Here is an 18,674-nt window from a genome sequence, read left to right as displayed (position 1 = left end):
TCATAGTTCCGCGAAATTTTTAAGAAGGCCCACCCCAAAATGATGGCTCTTCTCCGGGTGGAACTGAACGCCATAGACATTATCCACAGCCACCGCACAACTGAAATCCAGACCGTACGAAGCGCGGGCAGACGCATGGGACTCCTGACTACATTCGAAATAGAAGGAATGGAGAAAGTAGAAACGCGCGTCCTCTTCGAACCCCTTAAACAAGGGATTCAAGTGCAATGGCTCGACATCATTCCACCCCATGTGAGGCAGCGCCAAGCGTTCCAGTCCAGGCACAGAACGAAAGTGTCGTACTCGCCCCGGCACCCAGCCGAGCCCTGGCAATGACCCTTCATCGCTGGAGTCTGCAAGGATCTGCATACCCACGCAGATACCAACAACCGGGACTTTTTTTACAAGAACCAACTCATCGAGTGTTTCACGCATCCCGGATGCATTCAAACGCCCCATAGCATGATCAAACGCACCTACACCCGGCAAAATCAGCTTGCTTGCACCCAGCAGTTCCTGCGCAGAGCGGGCGACAGTCACTGGTATATGGAGGCGCTTGTAGACATTCACGAAGGCCTGGATATTGCCCAAGCCGTAATCGATTATGGTAATCATCTGAACAGTCTTCTTTCCAGACCCAGCGCACCGAGCACACGGGCCCCCAGACCGATCATGAAACGTTTATTTTTGTAGTCATGAAACGTTTTGTTCTGGCCCTCAAAAAGCGCTTGCAACTCCTCGACACTCAAGTCGAGCTTATTGGCAACGTACTCAAACTCCGACTTCAGGAACTGTTCATCCAGTTCGGGCCGGGAAATGCGCTCCAACGCCGCCTCACGGGTCATTTGCCCCGTCATGATCAAGCTGGAGAAGTGAGCCCGGCGCTTTTCGTAACCAAATTTCCGGGGCATCCAGTAATCTTCGTAAAAACGGGTAAAGCGCGACTCATGGTGCTTGTGCTGGAACTTCTTCCATCCAAACAACCGCTCAAGAGTCTCTTCTGCATCCTGCTTGATGTAGGGCAACAAATTCAGCGGGCGCACCACTTGCATACCGAGTACGTAGCGGTAATAAATCTTGTATGCCAACACATCAACAATCGGGAAACTTTTCAACTTTCGTGAGCCGAACTTTCCATGAATATCATTTATCAGGGTCTTATCGATGCCCGGGTAAGCGCCCCATTCCTCAGGTTCGCGGCAGCATTCAGTAGAAAAATTCCCCCCAGTCAACACATATTTTATCTTGTGTGCCTTGGCGAATTTGTACAGTCCCGAGAAAAACGCAGTGTCCTGTGGGATATCCTGGTCAGCAACCTGAGCCTTGAGAAAAGCCAGTTGCAGGCTTTTCATCTCTTCCCAGTTAATGACTTCGGTGTAGAGATCCAGACCCAGACCGTCAACCAGTTTTTCAATGTTACCTACCGCCTGATCTGTGTTCCAACCAGCGTCGACGTGAAAAAGCAGCGGCCGCAAACCCATTACTTCTTTGGCTACATAGCTTACATATGAGCTATCCAAGCCTCCGCTCAGCCCAATGATGCAATCAAAATCCCGATTTTTACCATCCCTCTTGATTTTTTTGCTCAACGTCATGAGCTCTGCGTACCCTCCTTCGCCCGTGTTCCAATTTGGCTTGATGGCTAAATTGAAATTTACACAGTAGTCGCACAAGCCCTGCTCATCAAAGTGGATATTCGGATCACTGCTATCCATAATACAGCGTGAACACATTTGATAGGTTTTATCGCTCATACCCCCCCCAAAATAATTAGAAATCATATCTACGACCGTTTCTCGCAAGCCAATAGGTCTAATTTTGTCTTGACTGACTCTAGAAGGCCAGTAGAAAAATTCTTATCCAGATCCAATGAGTGGAGCACCGCAGGAATGCCTGAGGCAGCGTACTCACTCACAAGCGTCGATGGATATGCTATGAGGAAATCCACCTCGGGGAAAAAGTTTCGCCCGACGATGATTCCCCATTTTTTTTGCTTGACCGACTCACTGAATCCTGCCGTTGGATGCGGCTTATAATAAAAACTGACATCATATTCTAGACTCAAGCTTTCATACAAAGAAATATGTAAATCCTCGCAAATCGGGTGCCCGACAAACAAAATGCGCAATCTATGTTCAGAGTGCAATTGTACCAACTCGATCATCGGCTTAAAATAATTAACATCTACTCCGCGAGCAACACAACTAGCAGAAAACACATCACCTTCAAATGTGAGACGTGAGGCGTCATCATATGCGTAGAGCTGAGTTACGCTTGCAAGTCGACATTTAAGAGTAAACGGCAATCTCGCTGGAGACTGACATTCTAATGTCAGCCCGGAAAGCGTCCCGTGCTGCATTAAGATGAACTCCGCCTGCCCCACCCCAATTGAAGGCGAACGTGATCTCCTGCGAGAAATAATTTTATCCGCAAGTACCGCCCACCTATCATAATGTTCGGCAATCACAAACCGTTTAATTTCGAGTTTTTCAAGTGCAATTCTGACAGCAAACCAGCGGAAAGCGGTATAACTTTGTAACGCCCAATTTTTCGTCTGCCTACGAGATACAAATTTTCTAGAAGCCGTAACCGCAAGCATGTACGCGCTAATAAAATCTTTTCTTTCAAGCAGAGAGAAAATATCAATATATCGCCCCCCCCTGCTTAGGATCCGTTAAGGGTACCCATGGAAAAGTAATCCAACACTTTGGCTCAAAGCCAAGCACCCCCGACTGTAAAATATCGGCAGCGCGTGATGAAAAAACCAGCGCGTACTCACCCAACCCATTACAACTACTCAAGTTATCTGCGCATCGCTTAGAGTAACGATAAAAAACAAACATCTCGTATAAAAAAAACACTGACGCCCCGCCAAACCTCCATATCACTTTAAAGAGAACCATAAATAACTTGAAGGCAACTCTATTCTTGGAAAACATGCTAAGTATCTTAGCCGGGCGCGGCGCATAACCGAGTTCTTTTGGAGATACGCCTGAAAGTTTATAGATACTGGCATCGATGGAAATCTCATTCTCAGTTGCACAAATATAATCAACAATAAACTTTAGCTTTTGAGTAGTCATCAATTCCACCAAACCAAATCACCAGTTAAACAACATCTATACATCAGCACACAAAAACTGCCATAGTAAAACACATCAACAAACAATGTTACCGATATAATCCAACAACAATAGCCAAACTCAAGTCGAAACATCTCGCTCCGTCAGCATCGACCAATAAGCAATTAACTTCCAGCTAAAAATCAAGATAAATGCTGCACACATCCCTATTGGCACAGCCACAACGCCCAAGGAGTCACAGAAGCTATACACCAACGCCAAAAATACAAAAAAACCTGTCAGCTGACTATAAGAAATCGTCTTATCATAGCCAAAAGCATAAAGACCAAGATGAGGAATCATACTAAGTGAATATATAGTCACTGCTAGCAACAGCCAGTACAAGATAAAGACATTTTCTGCATACACAGGATTATTTAACCATTGTAAAACATAACCACTTACGCCAAAACAAGCCAAAACAAGACAAGCAGTAACTCCTATGATATTAATCGTCAAGCTCCACATATGTTTTTTTAAAAAAAACCATCTGGCCGCCCTTCGCGGAGGACACCAACTTCGGATAAAAAAATACTATAACCCCAGCATCTAAAAAGGACAGCACTGCGGATGCCATACCCACAAATAGTACATATGCTCCTAATACGCTCAAACTTGAAATACTCTCCACCCAATATCTATCGATTGTGAAAATCCCTCTCATCGCGAGGCTTGCTATCAGCAACGGGATGGCAGCCCTGATCCCTCTCCTGATCCAGGTCCAATTTATTGGATGACTTAACGATACTTTATCAAAACTTAAAAATTTTTCTTATGGCAATTAGGCAGGCAAAGAAACAACCAACGACCCATCCCGCCAGCGCAAACTCCAGCTTACGTACGGCTGGATCGGCCCACATTACCGCCACTACAACCAAACACCAAGCACCACTGCGTAAAAACAAAACGCAACTAGCAAGTAATTGCTCTGAAGTAGCCACGAGTATTCTATTTAACTCTTGAGCAATGTGCTCCAGCAATGCCAAAACCAAAAACCAAAAAATATACGCCCAAGGCAACCATCCGTTAAAAAAAAACAAACAGTGCGAATGGCAAAAAATACAAAATATAATATCAGATAAAGGACAAGTTGATCCCTGATCATCCCTAGCCAAAGCTTAGGATTTTCACCAATCATCTCTCGTGTAGCAAAATTATAAAACTCAAAACCAACCACATACAACGCATATCCGATGGTCGCAGACAGCAGCCCGTACAATCCCACCTCGCTGGCTTGCAGGAATTTAGCGAGAAAAAAAATCAGCACGAACTTACTGATCAGCGTCATACCACGAAGTACAATATTGACGCATCGTATTAGATTCTCTTTCAAGACAACCCCAGGTAGTACAAGTATAAATTTTACTCAGCCACATAAATCAAAGTGACTGAACCCGAACGAACAACAAACGCCTCACACACCAAATAAAAAAATAGAAGCCCACATTAAATAACGCAATCCACTGAAACATACTGCCCCTGAACATACTTAAAAACAGCAACAACTCTGAAATGTAAATGAATAAAAAAAACCGGCCCTCCTCTGAAGCGCATATAGTAAAGACTGCAAATATATAAAGAGCAAAAAAATATAGGCACTACCCAAAAGACATAATATCCATAATTTAAATACAACTCAGTCTCTACAGGCCATTGTTGAGTCGCTGATTCATCGAACCACTGGGATGGAAAATAAATCGATGTAAGCCATCGACTTATATCATGCAAATAGCCTTCAGAGGGCACGCCAACGAAAGTCAACCATTTATTAAATGGATACTGGAAAGTCAGAAAAAAATCAGGCGGCATATCACTCAAAATCATATCATGCAAAAAATATAGTGTTGAAATAAGTCAAGAAGTACTCCAAAAGCATTTCTGGCGTACTGTAAAATGCATTTGACCTAAAATACATCGCAAAGCTGAATAATAGAACGAACCCCCAAAAAAAGCACCGTACTTTTTAAAAATAGTCACTTTAAATGTACACAACCATGGAAGACTAAAAAAATATCATGAAATAGAAGATCCTACTTTTGATTCCTTGAATGTAGGCACAAAAAAGACAAAACAACCAAAACAACCAAAACAAGAAATATACTGATGTTTTTCTTTGTACGGAAATACACTCCCAGAGTAAAAGCTAGGAAATTAGCCCCCATCAACAGTAGGAAATTTAGAACACCATATCCTTTCTTTTTTTCAAGATAGGTTTGACTATAATCGTTGAACCACGCTTCCGTACCACCGGTTACTTGAAAAAAATACACACCCCCGATAAAAAGCATTATTGCACAAATAGCAATCCCGAGAGGTCTTACTTGATACTCTTGGAAAGGGTCTCTAACCGGGCGACTATCTATTAATATCTCAATAGATCTTGTGATCACAAAAAAAACAGTAAAGACGTACGCAAAAGAAAATACAGCCTCATCAGAAAGAGCAGACCAATCGTTAATTTTCCCCCAAGGAAGAACATATTGCCAATTGATCGCCTCAAGAAAATAAAATAGCAAGCCTGGGAAAACAAAATACAAAAAAATAACTGGCAAATACAACATTTGACGGACTTAGGGCTTGTTTATTTCTAAAAAAATAAATACACCCCTAACATGTACATAATAATTATTAGTATCATAACGCCTGCATGTAGTTAGCTTCATCCATTTATTAAATCTATTGTACTAGGTGACGACTTTTTTTCATAACGAGAAGCCATCATCTACAACTAGATTCTGACCGTTCAGGTATCTAGACTCATCAGACAATAAAAATATAATAGAGCCCATCACATCGACTATGTCGAGCATTCCTTTCCCTAAACAGTATTTCCTATATTTCTCTACAAATACTTCCGGTTGATTATCAAATATCCCGCCCGGACTAACACAATTAGATCTAAACTGGCTATCCGAAACATAACTGGTCAAATACTTACTCAACTGTAGCACAGCCGATTTTATCGCGGCGTACTCCACGGGCATCGTCATCGGCGTATCGTCATACACTTCAAATCTTGGAGCCATAAGACCATAGACGGAAGATATGTTAACTAGTGAGAACAATGTGCGCTCTTTTTGAAAATATGCCGCACACTGCTGCATAAACAAGAACGACGCACCTAAATGAAGTGAAACATTTTCATTAAAGTCTTCAAGTTCTACCGAAAAAAAACGCAGCTCCATACTTTTTTATTCCTTGGGTACGCACAATTAACCGCGCCGTCCAACCCTTTCACCGTTGAAAAAAAATAATTTTACTTGGGCTGAATCATTTAAATCCAGTTGAACACCAGAAATTTTTTTCCAATCCTTTGCCTGGAATATTTTTTTTCAAAACGAGCCATCATGCCTTGCAAATCAACATCAGTAGCTATTACGGATGCACCTTGCTCAACCAGGCTGAATACCAATCGAGTTCCGAGCAAACCACCAGCACCCGCGACCAAAATGGTTTTATTTTTTCAACATAATCAGTACCTTTCTCTGCTAAAAAAAACTCAGCCATCTTAAAATCGTAAATGTCGTCGATATCAACCGCCCGCTCACGGGGCACTACAACAGACCTCACCCGCCCGGAAAAGATACGTTCATTGTTCAATATAAATTCAGGGCTTGTTACGTATGCCACCGTGGTCATATCATAAATCGCCGGGGCATCTTGGCGCCGGTGCACACCATTGCCAGAACACACCAGTGTGCTGGCACCTTGCTCATCGCGAACGACCATGTTGAAGTAAGGGCTGCGAGAAGCAGGTGTTACGGTCACAACAACATCGGTATTAGGATCAAGGCTTGCCATGCACAACTCAACATCCTCTACACTTCTGAGCGGGCTGGTTGCAGGCAGACTGACGAACACATCAAATACATGACCTTGAGCTCGCAAATGATTGATCGCATGTCGCCACGCTAGCCATTCTGGCGCTGTATCTGTGGCTAACTCATCTGGCCTCCTGATGACAATAGCCTGATAAGCTTCTGCTACTGCGGCAATCTCATCAGAATCAGTAGACACGAAGACCTTACTGATACCCGCAACTTGCTGCGCCACCATTATGGAGTGTGCAAGTAATGGATGCCCCCCCAGCAGCCTGATATTTTTCCCTGATAACCCCTTGGAATTACCCCTCGCAAAAATAAAGGCGTACACTTTCACGCTTGAATATCTCCGATTTTGACAACCTGGCCAGTCACGGCGGATTTTTTCATCGCCTCAATCAGACGAAGTGTTTGAAGCCCATCCTCAAGTCTGATCGCAGGCATTGCACTACCCATTGCCACTTGGGAAAAATGGCAAAGCTGATCAATGTACATATTGTTACGGTCGTAGCAACTATCTTCGAACAGCACACTTTGCTGATCCTTGCCGACGTGCAGGATGATCCCATTGTTAAGAATGTCCCAGATCAGCGTGCCTTTTTCCCCAACCACCTTACATATTCGTACCGGTGCCCTCTGCAGGAAATCCATATGCACACTGATAGTAAGTTGATCTGCCCGGACCAGCAACGCATCCACTGTGTCTTCAACATCTATTTCCAGCGCACCTGTATTTCGGGCGACACAATAGGCAGTCGAAAATGGGCCGAACAGCCATCCAAGATAATCAAGTTCGTGGCTTAGTTCCAGCAACACGCCACCACCCAACTCGCTACGAGCAGAAACATTCTTCCGATAATCGGTCATGGGACGCCAATCAGGCAGATATTGCCCAACATCGACACTTACACTTCGAACCGCACCCACGACGCTCTCGGACAGTAAGTCCCTAAACTTCACTGCCGACGACATAAATCGTAGATTGTAGGCAATCTCAATTTTATTGCTGTGCGCAGTTAACGTATCACCGTGAGCAGCAAAACGCGCCAATGAGTCCGACAACGGTTTTTCAATTAGAACTGGAACTTGCTGTTTGAGCAATTGTGCAGCGTGTATCGCGTGCAGTGGCGCGGGCGAAGCAATAATTGCGAACACAGGATTATCATTAAGTGCTTGTGCTAATGACTCATAGATGACCGTATCGTTACCGACCTCTTGCGTAGACAATACCCTGCCAGTCGCGGAAATGCAGCCTATACGAGCTGTCACTGTGCCAAAGAGCTGTTTGAGATTTTCAATATGACGTTTCGCAATACTGCCGCTACCGACGACCAAATACATGGGTAATCTGCTCATAGCCCACCAAACTCCTGCTGGGCTCGCTGAAAATCTTCCATGCGGCCGATATCAAGCCAATACTCGTGGACAGGAAACATATTGACCTCGCGACCGGCGCTAATCTCTTGTTCAAGCAACGTAGGCATATCCACCCGTGTCCCTGCGGCAACACTCTTTACTAGTTCCGGAGAGAGTAAATAGATTCCCGCATTTATGAAAAAATGCTGGACCGGCTTTTCCACCATCGATTGAATGCGATGACCATCATTCTGAATAACGCCGTAGGGCACGCAATACTCATATTCGCGTACGCACATGGTCGCCGCGCCAGGATGCCCCTGATGGAATTCCAGAAGATTCTCGAAGTTAAGCGTGGTCAGCAAGTCACCATTCATCATAAACAGCGGAAGATCGATCTCATCATGAGGCAGCAACCCCAGAGCACCGCCAGTACCCAGAGGTGCCTCTTCATGAATGTAACGAATCGAGACACCCCATTGACTACCGTCACCAAAATGTTCGCGAATCATTTCCGGCATGTAGTGGGTGGAGATAAAGAAGCGGTGGAAACCGGAATTAATAAACCGTTCGAGAATCAGCTCCAGGATCGGCTTGTCTCCGACCTTGAGCAGGGGTTTTGGGCAATTATGCGTCAAGGGACGCAAGCGGGTACCAAAGCCCCCCGCCATCAAAAATACCGGATTATCCCTGCGGCGCTTGTGCAAAAGATCGTGCAATGTTTCCAAGCCAATGACTTGCCCATGGGAATCCACCACCGGCAGTTGCAACAACTGATAGGTTTCCATGACGGCTAGGATTCTTTCCCTACTCCAGCCAAGACCAGCGGTACGCGGTGTCGTGCACATGATTTCCTGAATAGGGGTCGTCAATGGTCGCTGCTTCAATAAGGCCCGGCGGACATCGCCATCGGTCAGGGTGCCCAACAGGCGACGCTCCTGATCGACAACCATGACAATACGCACCGCAACACGATCAAGCGTTGCGATGGCCTCTTCCATTGAGCACTCTGGACCGACGAGTGTTAACTCCCATTGTTTCATTGAATACCTTCTCTATGTTTACTCGCCCGACACAGGTCTGGAACGCGCCGTTTGTCCTAATAAAATGCTCCGGGCTGGTAAGTCACGAACCATCACCGCCCCGGCACCGACAACTGCATACTCTCCAATCACCAGCCCTTGAATCACCGTCGCACCTGCACCGACGAACGCACAGGTTGCCACCTGAACGTTTCCACAAAGTGTCGCACCGGGGGCAATGTGCACATGGGCAGCCACACGGCAATCATGGTCCACACTCGCCCTAGTATTGACTATGGTGTTGCATCCCAGGCTCGCATCCGGCTGAATGACAACTCCCGCCATCACCTGCACCCCCTCTGCCAAAACCGCAGACCCATCGACGAAAGCTGTCGGATGCACCAGAGTGGGAAATCGAAAACCCTTGTCCACCGCTCGCTCATAGATTGTTTGCCGAAGGCTACTCCCGACTACCTGCCCAATGCCGTTTATCAGACCAACGCGCGCACAATCGAGTTGCTCCAGCACCTCGTCGCCGCCCAATACTCTGATTCCACGCCATTCTACAACTCCCAACCGATGGAGTTCCGGATCACAGACACCCTGCACTTCCAAGCCTCTGGCGATAGCCAGTGAAAGCAAGACCTTCGCGTGACCACCCGCCCCCAGCATGACCAACTTCAGCGACCCACTCGGCGGAGTGGTCATTGCTCAATAATCTCACCAGCTTGAACAGCCCGCTGACTGCGGCTGCCAACCAGTTCCCACAAAGCCGTGGGCGGCAAACCGGAGCCACTGCGAGCGGTTGTCAGGTCATCTCTGGTAATGATCGAGTCTGATTTGATATCTCTTGCCGCCACCACCTGCTGTCGAGCAGCTTTACGAGTATCCCATTCACTCGGCTGAGGCGCCTTGCACCCATCTCCCAACGCCAACTCCAGAGCGCGAATCTGACTGACCATGGACTTCAACTCATCAGGCTCCAGCGATGCCTTATGATCCGGCCCCGGCATCGAGCGGTCCAACGTGAAATGTTTCTCGATGACCTTGGCTCCACGGGCTACGGCAGCGATGGAAATCAAACTACCTTCCGTATGATCCGAATAACCCACCGTCAAACCGAAAGCCTTCAACGTGTCCATCGCCCGCAGATTGACCTCTGCCCAAGGCGTCGGATATTGAGATGTGCAATGAAGTAGCGTGACGTGGCCATGAAGACGCTGACGAACCTCTGGGCGGCTCCAATTCTTCCAGACTTCGTCCATATTGGCAGGCTCACGGTCAGAGACCACTGCATGCGCTACGATCGCTAACCCCTGCTCAACTTCGCTAATGGTCGCCATGCCGGTAGAAAGCACAAGGGGCTTGCCAGTATGTGCGAATTGCCATAACAGCGGGCCATTTGTAAGCTCTCCAGAGGGCACCTTGAAAAATGGCAACCCCATTTCACACAAAAAATTCAGGCTGTCGGTATCAAACGCGGTAGACAAAAATTCGATACCACTACGCCGTGCATGGGCCTGCAAATCAACATGCCACGCTCTTGGCAACTCAAGCTTTTTGAGCATGGCAAGCTGGCTTTCTGCCACGTCAGTACTCTGCTTTTGATATGAGGCCTTGGGAGCAGCCTTTGATGCTAGACGTACTGCGTCAAACGTCTGAAACTTCACTGCATTAGCACCCGCTGCCGCTGCCGCGTCAACGAGGGCGAACGCCAGATCACGCTCACCATTATGGTTAACGCCCGCTTCAGCGATGATGTAAACCGAATCTTCGTTGGATGCTTTCATGGTTTAACTCAAATCGTGAAATGACTTGTGATAGGCCCCATCGAAACGCTCGAGAACATCAACAATGCGATGGGCCGCATTGCCAGCGCCGTAGGGGTTGACCGCCTCTTTGCAAACACTGGCGAACGCTGTAGAGAGCGCGCGGCGAATCGCGTCTTCAATTGATCGTATGTCAGGTGTGCAATTGATCACAGAAGCAGAGGCGAGGCGACCGGCTTGCCGGGCACCAATGTTTACAGTAGGGACACCGAAAGCCGGCACTTCAATAATGCCGCTGGAAGAGTTACCCACCACCACATCGGCCAACGCAACCGCGCTCAGGTAGCGCCTGAATCCGAGTGAGGGAATTGCCTTGACTCGCTCAGGGGCACACTGCGCATATTCTTCCAGCAACGGAATAATTGCCCGCCCACCGTTATCGGCGTTGGGATACGTGAGAATAATCTTGTGCTCAGGAAACTGATCAAGAGCGGACAACAGCGCATTGAAGCTTTGCCTTGGATCCTCTTCAAGCATCGTTACGGGGTGGTAAGTCACCAACAGAAAAGGCGAGTTCAGATCAAACTCCAGACTCTCCGACAACTCATCTCGCGTCATTCTTGGACTGCGCAGCAGATGGTCCAAACCTACCGCTCCCACGTTGAACACTCGCTCAGGTGACTCACCCATCTGGATGACACGCTGGCGATACGGCTGCGTAGCCACAAAGTGGAAATAGGCCATTTTGGTGATGGCGTGGCGAATAGCATCGTCGTAAGCGCCCTCGGTAATTTCGCCACCATGCAAATGCGCCACCGGAATCTTCATGATCAGGGCGGCCTGCACGATTGCCAGCGCTTCGAAACGATCCCCGAGCACAATCAAAATATCAGGACGCAAACGATCCAGGGTATCGGCGAAGCCCAGGGTGCCGAGCCCCATGGACTTCACTACTCCCACGTCGCTATCCGAAGACAGGAGCATTTCGACTTTGGCATCAATGGCAAAACCGTCAGCCTCAATGCCTTTCCAGGTTTCTCCAAACTCAGGTGAAAGGTGCATACCACTCACAATCACCTGCAACGCCAAGCGCTCACTCGCCTGAATATCTTTCATCAGCCAATAAAGCAAACCGTACTCGGCGCGAGTTCCAGTAAACACTGCAATGTTGCGCTTCAAACCTGCAACTCCGGCACAACGCTGCTCGGTATATTAACAACCCGCTCTTCCAGCCACAGGGCGTTGCTCAAATCACCCTGCAGACTCTTCGAATAAGCAGGCAAATGACTCATCAACTTCCAGATTGGCCGCGTCATTACGCCTGCCTGGTTGCTGAACGCCAGTAACTCATCGCGCTGCATGAGGTTTTCACAAATCACGGCGTTGAGCCAGTAATTGGAACGACACCCCTGGGGCTCAACGACAAACTGGAACTGGCTGCCCTCGAAGAATGCCTGGTAACGGCCTGCCAGAATGCGCTTGGCCGCAATAAAGGAGTCCAGCTGTTCAAGCTGAGCACACCCAAGGGCCGCATTCAGATTCGGTAACCTATAGTTATAGCCCACCTCGTCATGAACGTACTCGTACGCATGGGCCTTTTTCGCAGTGGTAGTGAGATGTTTTGCGCGGCCCCCCAGAGCTTCATTGGCCAGGATCATACCGCCGCCGCCAGTGGTGATAGTTTTATTGCCGTTAAAACTCAACGTCCCCACACAACCGAACGTACCGGTATGACGCCCCTTGTAAAGACTGCCCAGAGACTCCGCGGCATCTTCAACCAACGCCAGCCCCCAGCACCCACACACCTCAATCAGAGAATCCAGTTCTACAGGGTGACCAAATGTATGCATGGGCAAACAGGCGCGGAGCACCCTGTCACTACTTTTTACTCTGCAGACACCGTCGACATCCAAATAGGCATGCTCCTGCAGCCAGCGCTCAAGCGCTACCGGTGAAAGCCCCAGGGTGTGTTTGTCCACATCGATAAATACAGGCTCGGCACCGCAGTAAGCAATAGCATTACAGGTCGCTACAAAGGTGAGCGGTTGCGTCAGGACCAAATCACCGGACTTGACACCAGCCAGCATCAAGGCGACATGCAAGGCGGCGGTACCATTGACAGTTGCGACCGCTCGCGGACTGCCGGTATATGCTTCCATCTCGCGTTCGAAACGATCAACGAAAGCACCGACGCTGGAAACAAACGTCGAGTCTACAGTTTCCAGCACATAGCGCTTTTCGTTCCCGCCAAAGACAGGAGCATGCAAAGGAATGAATTCATTAGTGCGATATTGTTCCCGCACAAACTTCACAAGTGAGTCGAGCATGGCAGCGCCTCAGACGTTGTAGAGATCGGCTTTATATTTAGCCAGGTTCTCTGGGCGAGTAAACCAGTCAATGGTTTCCTGCAGACCTTGGCGGATCGAATACTGCGGTTCAAAACCTGTAAGGCCGTGAATTTTTCTGTTGTCGCACCACAGCCGGAACACTTCCGACTTCTCTGGGCGCAAACGCTGGTCATCTGTCAGAAACTCCACATCGCTACCCATCAACTCGCGAATGAGATTAAGGGTATCACCCACAGTGATCTCGTAGTTGGAGCCAATATTGACGACTTCACCGACAGCCTTTTCGCAACGTAACAGGTCCAGAAAACCACGGCAGGTATCAGCCACATAATTGAAGTCACGAGTTGGCGAGACATCACCCAGCTTGATCTGCTTCTTACCACTGGCAATTTGCGTGATGATCGTCGGAATAACCGCACGCGCTGATTGACGGGGTCCGTAAGTGTTAAACGGACGAGCAATAGTCAGTGGAAGATCGAAGGCGTTGAAAAAGCTCATGGCCATGGCATCAGCACCCATCTTCGACGCACTGTAAGGTGACTGCGGCTGGAGCGGGTGATTCTCATCTATTGGTACATATTGGGCAGTACCATAGACCTCGCTGGTGGAGGTATGGATAACCCTCTGCACGCCGTTATCGATAGCAGCCTGACAAATATTCAAGGTGCCTTTGACGTTAGTGTCCACATAACTATCAGGCGCAACGTACGAGTATGGAATAGCGATCAACGCCGCTAGATGAAACACCGCATCAACACCCTTAGTAATATGTTTGCAATAGTGCGGATCACGGACGTCGCCATTCAACACTTCAATATCTTTCAGGCAACTTACATCTTCCAGCCAGCCCCAATAATTGAAAGAATTATACTGAGATAACGCCTTGACTTCGTACCCTTCCCGAACCAAGAGCTCGGTCAGATGCGACCCAATAAATCCATCTGCGCCGGTCACCAAAATTTTCTTCATCACGTCACCTTAACTGTAAATCCAACTACGATACGATTCGCCAGTGCAGGTAGAGCGAAAAAACCGCCCAACACCTACATCGGACTACGCATCGCGCGCTTCATCTCAGACCACATCAAATTTTTCTTCCAGCAATTTACAGTCTTTAGTCCGACAACACTAGCTTTCAAGCCTCACAACCCACCAGTGTCGGCGTACCGCGATCAATCCAAATACCACACACCCATCCCCTCCAAACGACCTGCACTCAACCCCACAGAAGATGAGGTCGCGGCCAGTCAGGACGGCAGAGACGCGGCGGGAGTGCGATGTGGCGAAGCTGTTCGTAGGAGTATTTATTGACCAGTCGGGATGAAGCGAAGACCCACAGCTTATCAGGAACAACGCGGAGCCAATAAATGTGATGACCCACAGAAAATTATGACCTGTTCCCGCGCCCGTACAGCGAAACCTTGGGGCCAGCCATTTTCAGCAAGGTGCGTACGGACAGCTTGCGGCAGTGGCATTTTGCCGTATTTTTGATTGCAATACAGTGGCATTTAGACATAAAATAATTAGACACATAACAAAAATGGACTTTTCCGTGATTTTGATTCCTGCCTACGAACCGGACGGCACTCTAGTCAAGCTAGTGGATGAACTTTTGGCACTAATGAACACAAATGAGCAGACAATACCGCTGCTCATTGTGAATGACGGTTCGCGCACTGCGACGGCGCTTAAGGTGTTCGCCATCTTGGTAGAACGTGGCATTGAAGTATTGACACATACCGTGAACATGGGGAAAGGGGCGGCGCTGAAGACGGGCGTCGCCGTCGCCCGCGATCGGGGACTTTCCTTTGTAGTCACAGCAGACGCCGATGGACAGCATCTGCCGGTAGACATCATGCGTGTATTGGCGGCAGGCGTGGAAACGGAGGATTCAGTCATTCTTGGCCGTCGCGTATTTGACGCTTCGACGCCCTTGCGCTCGAAGTTTGGCAACGAACTGACGACACGTGTATTCCATCTTGTTCATGGTAAACGTGTAAATGACACGCAAACTGGACTTCGATTTATTCCTGCTTGCTTTTATGAAGACCTGCTGGCCATACCCAAAAATCAATATGACTTCGAGCTGGCGGCACTTATTTTGTTTGCCCGCAAGAACAAACTGCAGGAAGTGGTGATTAAAACCATTTACGAGCCGGGCAACCCGTCGTCGCACTTTCGTAAACTTCAGGATTCAGCAAAAATCTACGCCGTGCTATTACGCGGCGGATTAGCTTCATTGTTCCTAGCACTCATGGATTTCCTGACGTTCCACCTGGTCGACTTGTTCAGCGGCTCGACAACCTTGTCCGTGATTGGAGCCCGCACCGTCGGAACACTTGGTTATTTCTACCTCGCTCGCAATTTTGTGTACAAAGTCGATGGCGATGTAGTCAGCACATTCATCCGGTACTTGCTGCTAGTACTGCTCAACATCTCAATACTGGTGCCGATGATCGATATTGCAAAGGAGCAGTTTGCGATACCCAAGATAGCCACTTACATCTTCGGGACTCTGGTACTGTTCTTCTTCAATTTCTTCGTTCAGAAAGCCTTCATTTTCAAGTCACCTGCCACCGAGCAATAGCGAATAGGGCCTTTCTCTAGGCCTTCTCGATACATACACGTGAAATAAACAGTAATCGGAGTGCCAATTGGTACTGCGTCTTGGCGAGCTAGAATGCCCTATACAACCCAATCGTTTCCTCCTGCCCCCCCTTCATCCGCCGAGGCGCTATTACCGCAGCGTGCATTCCGCTGGATCGCCGCGCTACTCGGGTTATGGCTCGCCGTTGGCGCGTGCTATCTGTACCGGCAGGAACTCGCGATGAAACTCGGGTTATGGGATGCCTTCGCGATCAACGCAGTGAACTACTCAAGATTCAGTGACGCTCGCGATTCCGAACCAGTCTTCCAGGACCAACTACTGCTAGTCCGGCAAGGGTATCGCTCCGGTGCGCTGTTCGTCGGCCCTATCACCATTTATAGCCGTCAACTGCTGCCGATTGACAGCCAGATGAGCTACCAGATGAGTTTCGACCTGATGACCGTCACCGACGGCACAAATGATCAGGGCTCAGAAACCTACGCTGGCGTAGTGTTCTACGACGAGGGTCAGAACATCATCGTTCAACCGGAGTCGCACATGTATGGCGTTGCCTGGAAGGACCGTGTTCTTCGTGCCACGGGCAGGCTTACCTTACGCGGAGTCTTCTCGCCGACGGGGCTGGCCCTCAACCGGATCCCGGCGAATGCCCGCTACATTAAGATCGCCATCGATCTTAATTATGCTGATCCTCGCGCGGCGGCCATCCTTTCAAATATCACTTTTGTGCCGCTTCCATCTGTTGCGCCAGGAGAGAACAAATGACGCTGTTTCATGGTTTTCTGGCGGTTGCCGTATTTCTGTTGTTGATTGGCTTCACATGGCCGATCAAAGGCAGAATTGACGTGCTGTCTCTGACCACACTGACCGTCGCTAAATCGATGTGGCTGAGCTGGATGGTAGTTTTTTCTTCATACTGGCTGAATCTGGGTGATGTGTCGGCGATGGTCCTGCTAGCAGTCACTTTGCTCACGCTCTGGCGTTTGCGCCAAGGGGGCGCTGCAGACGTCTGGTTCAGCGGCTATGGGCTATTACTTGCGATTGCACTAATGGTAATTGGCTATGCGCTAAGCCCATTGGACGCGATCAAGCCGATTTTGGATGGACAGATCGTGCTATCGGGCTGGGATGTGAATGCATCCTGGAACAATTGGGCGATGCAGCTCTTCGAGAATACCTATTCGCCTTATATAGCAGCGTATCCGCTTTTCCTCCCGGGCTTGTGGTCCCTAATCTACAAGGCGCAGGCCAACCCGATGGTATGGGTAATGACACGCCTTATGCTGTGTGCATTTCCACTGATCCTGATGATACAGATCGGCTCGCTCGCGATTGCACGGCGCCCACTGGCAGCGCTGTTGGTGTTCCTGTCGTTATGGGAGATCTTCCTCGCTAACCCGTTGCTTTTGGTCGGTCTCACCGACCCGATTGTAATGATGCTGACCTTGATTGCAGGTGTGGCACTGTACCTAGCGATCTGCAGCGACGAGCAGGAAGGTCCGGTCGACCATTACACCTTGTGTGCCGCCCTGTTCGCCGGGGTCGGGGCAATAACCAAGCAACCTGGCACACTGAGCGCCGTGATCATCGGCCTGGGGGTGCTGCTGGTCGGCATTCATCGCTCAAAACAGCTAACGTGGTACTTGGTACGGCTGCTGGTGCTGGTACTGCCGGTTGCGACCTTCATGCTTATCTTCTTCACGAGACCGTCGCTGCCCACTGCACTGGGCAACCTGAGCTTCCTTATGAGCCTGACCTCCAAGGCGTCCGCCGGTGGTGGTATCTACGAGCACGGCTGGACTTACGTCGTTTCCATGTTTGGCAGGTTTCCATTACTGCTGATGCTTACGCTGGCAGCATTAAATCTGGCGACACCCAAGCGCAAGCTCAGTCAGATCGGTCTTTTGTACCTCGCAGGCTTTGGCATCGCGTTCACGACCTATTCGAACTGCTGTGCCTACGATGAGCGTAATGGCTGGTTCCTGATCGCATTGCTGAGTATGTCGGCGATCTGTGGCGTTTCGATTCTTGAAGGCGCGATGATGCGTGAACTCGCTCCGTGGCGTCGCTTTTTTGGCCGTCTGTTGCGTCATGATGATCCATTGGCGCGCCCGCGCACAATACGCAGCGCAAAGTTTCAGTTGCTGGCCATTGTGCTTGCAGTGGCCGTAGCGGGCCTGCTGCAGATGGTGGTGGGGGAGTCGCGCTATCTCGAGGCTGAAAAGAATGCCCGTCGCAATATTGTTTGGCCAACGGTCAACAACCTTGCCTATTTGAACATCGACTCGCTAGGGAAAGGTCTGATCATCACCAATTACCAGTTCGTATCCTTGTTGCCCGACCTGGAGAAACGCTATCGTATCTGTCCGGACATTGCATGCGTCGCTGCGGCCATCAAGCAGTTCCCAGGGAGCCGGGTGCTAATAGGCCCAGAGTCCTTCGACTATCCCCCCTTGCGGGCTGCGCTGGGGCCGAACGATTATCTTGCAACCGAAGCTAAGTATGGGTTCAGCCTCACTCGAGGGCTGACCATCAGCGACCTGCCGTTGAATCTAGTGACGCCCCTCCATCCGTGACCGGGAGCGCTTTGCAGGCCTGCTCCAGGCATGCAAGGTTATTTGGACGGATACT

19 protein-coding genes are annotated in these 18,674 nt (G+C 49.0%); 3 read left to right on the top strand and 16 right to left on the bottom strand.

The features are described from left to right. From hisH to JTY93_RS08920, 16 genes are all read right to left on the bottom strand, one after another. Window positions 1–615, bottom strand: coding sequence for an imidazole glycerol phosphate synthase subunit HisH (gene hisH / locus JTY93_RS08995; RefSeq protein WP_169996680.1), 615 nt, complete (start codon window positions 613–615; stop codon window positions 1–3). Continuing rightward, window positions 612–1,754 (bottom strand): N-acetyl sugar amidotransferase, encoded by a 1,143-nt coding sequence (locus JTY93_RS08990; protein WP_205477870.1) that lies wholly within the window; start codon window positions 1,752–1,754, stop codon window positions 612–614. Before JTY93_RS08990 ends, hisH begins: the two co-directional genes overlap by 4 nt. A gap of 29 nt (window positions 1,755–1,783) precedes the next feature. Then, on the bottom strand, window positions 1,784–2,599 hold the full coding sequence (locus JTY93_RS08985) for a hypothetical protein (RefSeq protein ID WP_205518998.1): 816 nt from the start codon (window positions 2,597–2,599) through the stop codon (window positions 1,784–1,786). Between the two features lie 43 nt (window positions 2,600–2,642). Beyond that, entirely contained in the window at window positions 2,643–3,083 is a 441-nt protein-coding gene (locus JTY93_RS08980) for a hypothetical protein (protein WP_205518997.1), read from the bottom strand. 120 nt (window positions 3,084–3,203) lie between these two features. Then, window positions 3,204–3,581, bottom strand: a complete 378-nt coding sequence (locus tag JTY93_RS08975; protein ID WP_205518996.1) for a polysaccharide biosynthesis protein — start codon at window positions 3,579–3,581, stop codon at window positions 3,204–3,206. A gap of 493 nt (window positions 3,582–4,074) precedes the next feature. Beyond that, window positions 4,075–4,410: a hypothetical protein gene (locus tag JTY93_RS08970; protein WP_205518995.1), complete on the bottom strand. Its 336-nt coding sequence runs from the start codon at window positions 4,408–4,410 to the stop codon at window positions 4,075–4,077. 742 nt (window positions 4,411–5,152) lie between these two features. After that, window positions 5,153–5,683 carry a hypothetical protein gene (locus JTY93_RS08965; RefSeq protein WP_205518994.1) on the bottom strand — a complete coding sequence of 177 codons (531 nt, stop codon included), beginning with the start codon at window positions 5,681–5,683 and terminating at the stop codon, window positions 5,153–5,155. A gap of 141 nt (window positions 5,684–5,824) precedes the next feature. Further along, window positions 5,825–6,307, bottom strand: coding sequence for an SDR family oxidoreductase (locus JTY93_RS28970; protein WP_240357280.1), 483 nt, complete (start codon window positions 6,305–6,307; stop codon window positions 5,825–5,827). A 190-nt stretch (window positions 6,308–6,497) separates the two neighbouring features. Then, window positions 6,498–7,280: an acylneuraminate cytidylyltransferase family protein gene (locus tag JTY93_RS08955; RefSeq protein WP_205518993.1), complete on the bottom strand. Its 783-nt coding sequence runs from the start codon at window positions 7,278–7,280 to the stop codon at window positions 6,498–6,500. Beyond that, entirely contained in the window at window positions 7,277–8,299 is a 1,023-nt protein-coding gene (locus JTY93_RS08950) for a Gfo/Idh/MocA family protein (protein ID WP_205477864.1), read from the bottom strand. The genes JTY93_RS08955 and JTY93_RS08950 overlap by 4 nt, the downstream gene beginning before the upstream one ends. Then, on the bottom strand, window positions 8,296–9,300 hold the full coding sequence (locus tag JTY93_RS08945; protein ID WP_240344454.1) for a nucleotidyltransferase family protein: 1,005 nt from the start codon (window positions 9,298–9,300) through the stop codon (window positions 8,296–8,298). The genes JTY93_RS08950 and JTY93_RS08945 overlap by 4 nt, the downstream gene beginning before the upstream one ends. A 60-nt stretch (window positions 9,301–9,360) precedes the next feature. After that, entirely contained in the window at window positions 9,361–10,029 is a 669-nt protein-coding gene (locus JTY93_RS08940) for an acetyltransferase (RefSeq protein ID WP_169996655.1), read from the bottom strand. Beyond that, window positions 10,026–11,111, bottom strand: a complete 1,086-nt coding sequence (gene neuB / locus JTY93_RS08935; RefSeq protein ID WP_169961283.1) for an N-acetylneuraminate synthase — start codon at window positions 11,109–11,111, stop codon at window positions 10,026–10,028. Before neuB ends, JTY93_RS08940 begins: the two co-directional genes overlap by 4 nt. A 3-nt stretch (window positions 11,112–11,114) precedes the next feature. Next, window positions 11,115–12,269, bottom strand: coding sequence for a UDP-N-acetylglucosamine 2-epimerase (gene neuC / locus JTY93_RS08930; protein WP_169996653.1), 1,155 nt, complete (start codon window positions 12,267–12,269; stop codon window positions 11,115–11,117). Next, window positions 12,266–13,417, bottom strand: a complete 1,152-nt coding sequence (locus JTY93_RS08925) for a LegC family aminotransferase (RefSeq protein WP_169996651.1) — start codon at window positions 13,415–13,417, stop codon at window positions 12,266–12,268. Before JTY93_RS08925 ends, neuC begins: the two co-directional genes overlap by 4 nt. 9 nt (window positions 13,418–13,426) lie before the next feature. Then, window positions 13,427–14,407 carry an NAD-dependent 4,6-dehydratase LegB gene (locus JTY93_RS08920; RefSeq protein ID WP_169996649.1) on the bottom strand — a complete coding sequence of 327 codons (981 nt, stop codon included), beginning with the start codon at window positions 14,405–14,407 and terminating at the stop codon, window positions 13,427–13,429. A gap of 583 nt (window positions 14,408–14,990) precedes the next feature. On the opposite strand from JTY93_RS08920, the gene JTY93_RS08915 reads away from it, so the two are divergent. The 3 genes from JTY93_RS08915 (at window position 14,991) to JTY93_RS08905 (ending at window position 18,619) form a co-directional block, all read left to right on the top strand. After that, entirely contained in the window at window positions 14,991–16,025 is a 1,035-nt protein-coding gene (locus tag JTY93_RS08915; RefSeq protein WP_169996647.1) for a glycosyltransferase family 2 protein, read from the top strand. Between the two features lie 93 nt (window positions 16,026–16,118). After that, a complete protein-coding gene (locus JTY93_RS08910) occupies window positions 16,119–16,808 on the top strand; it encodes a hypothetical protein (RefSeq protein WP_205477862.1) in 690 nt (229 codons plus the stop codon). Continuing rightward, complete coding sequence (locus JTY93_RS08905) at window positions 16,805–18,619, top strand: hypothetical protein (RefSeq protein ID WP_205477861.1); 1,815 nt, start codon at window positions 16,805–16,807, stop codon at window positions 18,617–18,619. The genes JTY93_RS08910 and JTY93_RS08905 overlap by 4 nt, the downstream gene beginning before the upstream one ends. Window positions 18,620–18,674: the final 55 nt, after the last annotated feature.

Source organism: Pseudomonas hygromyciniae (assembly GCF_016925675.1).
GTDB lineage: Bacteria > Pseudomonadota > Gammaproteobacteria > Pseudomonadales > Pseudomonadaceae > Aquipseudomonas > Aquipseudomonas hygromyciniae.
Note: the sequence above shows the minus strand (reverse complement) of the source record. Positions and strands in the feature narration are given on the sequence as shown.

Excerpts from the sequence above, each read along its gene's own strand:
- JTY93_RS08970 (WP_205518995.1), bottom strand. The coding sequence starts at position 4,410 with ATGACGCTGATCAGTAAGTTCGTGCTGATTTTTTTTCTCGCTAAATTC.
- JTY93_RS08905 (WP_205477861.1), top strand. The coding sequence starts at position 16,805 with ATGACGCTGTTTCATGGTTTTCTGGCGGTTGCCGTATTTCTGTTGTTG.
- JTY93_RS08980 (WP_205518997.1), bottom strand. The coding sequence starts at position 3,083 with ATGACTACTCAAAAGCTAAAGTTTATTGTTGATTATATTTGTGCAACT.
- JTY93_RS08950 (WP_205477864.1), bottom strand. The coding sequence starts at position 8,299 with ATGAGCAGATTACCCATGTATTTGGTCGTCGGTAGCGGCAGTATTGCG.
- JTY93_RS08925 (WP_169996651.1), bottom strand. The coding sequence starts at position 13,417 with ATGCTCGACTCACTTGTGAAGTTTGTGCGGGAACAATATCGCACTAAT.
- hisH (WP_169996680.1), bottom strand. The coding sequence starts at position 615 with ATGATTACCATAATCGATTACGGCTTGGGCAATATCCAGGCCTTCGTG.
- JTY93_RS28970 (WP_240357280.1), bottom strand. The coding sequence starts at position 6,307 with ATGGAGCTGCGTTTTTTTTCGGTAGAACTTGAAGACTTTAATGAAAAT.
- JTY93_RS08920 (WP_169996649.1), bottom strand. The coding sequence starts at position 14,407 with ATGAAGAAAATTTTGGTGACCGGCGCAGATGGATTTATTGGGTCGCAT.
- JTY93_RS08910 (WP_205477862.1), top strand. The coding sequence starts at position 16,119 with ATGCCCTATACAACCCAATCGTTTCCTCCTGCCCCCCCTTCATCCGCC.
- JTY93_RS08985 (WP_205518998.1), bottom strand. The coding sequence starts at position 2,599 with ATGCTTGCGGTTACGGCTTCTAGAAAATTTGTATCTCGTAGGCAGACG.
- JTY93_RS08945 (WP_240344454.1), bottom strand. The coding sequence starts at position 9,300 with ATGGAAGAGGCCATCGCAACGCTTGATCGTGTTGCGGTGCGTATTGTC.
- JTY93_RS08965 (WP_205518994.1), bottom strand. The coding sequence starts at position 5,683 with ATGTTGTATTTGCCAGTTATTTTTTTGTATTTTGTTTTCCCAGGCTTG.
- neuB (WP_169961283.1), bottom strand. The coding sequence starts at position 11,111 with ATGAAAGCATCCAACGAAGATTCGGTTTACATCATCGCTGAAGCGGGC.
- JTY93_RS08940 (WP_169996655.1), bottom strand. The coding sequence starts at position 10,029 with ATGACCACTCCGCCGAGTGGGTCGCTGAAGTTGGTCATGCTGGGGGCG.
- JTY93_RS08990 (WP_205477870.1), bottom strand. The coding sequence starts at position 1,754 with ATGAGCGATAAAACCTATCAAATGTGTTCACGCTGTATTATGGATAGC.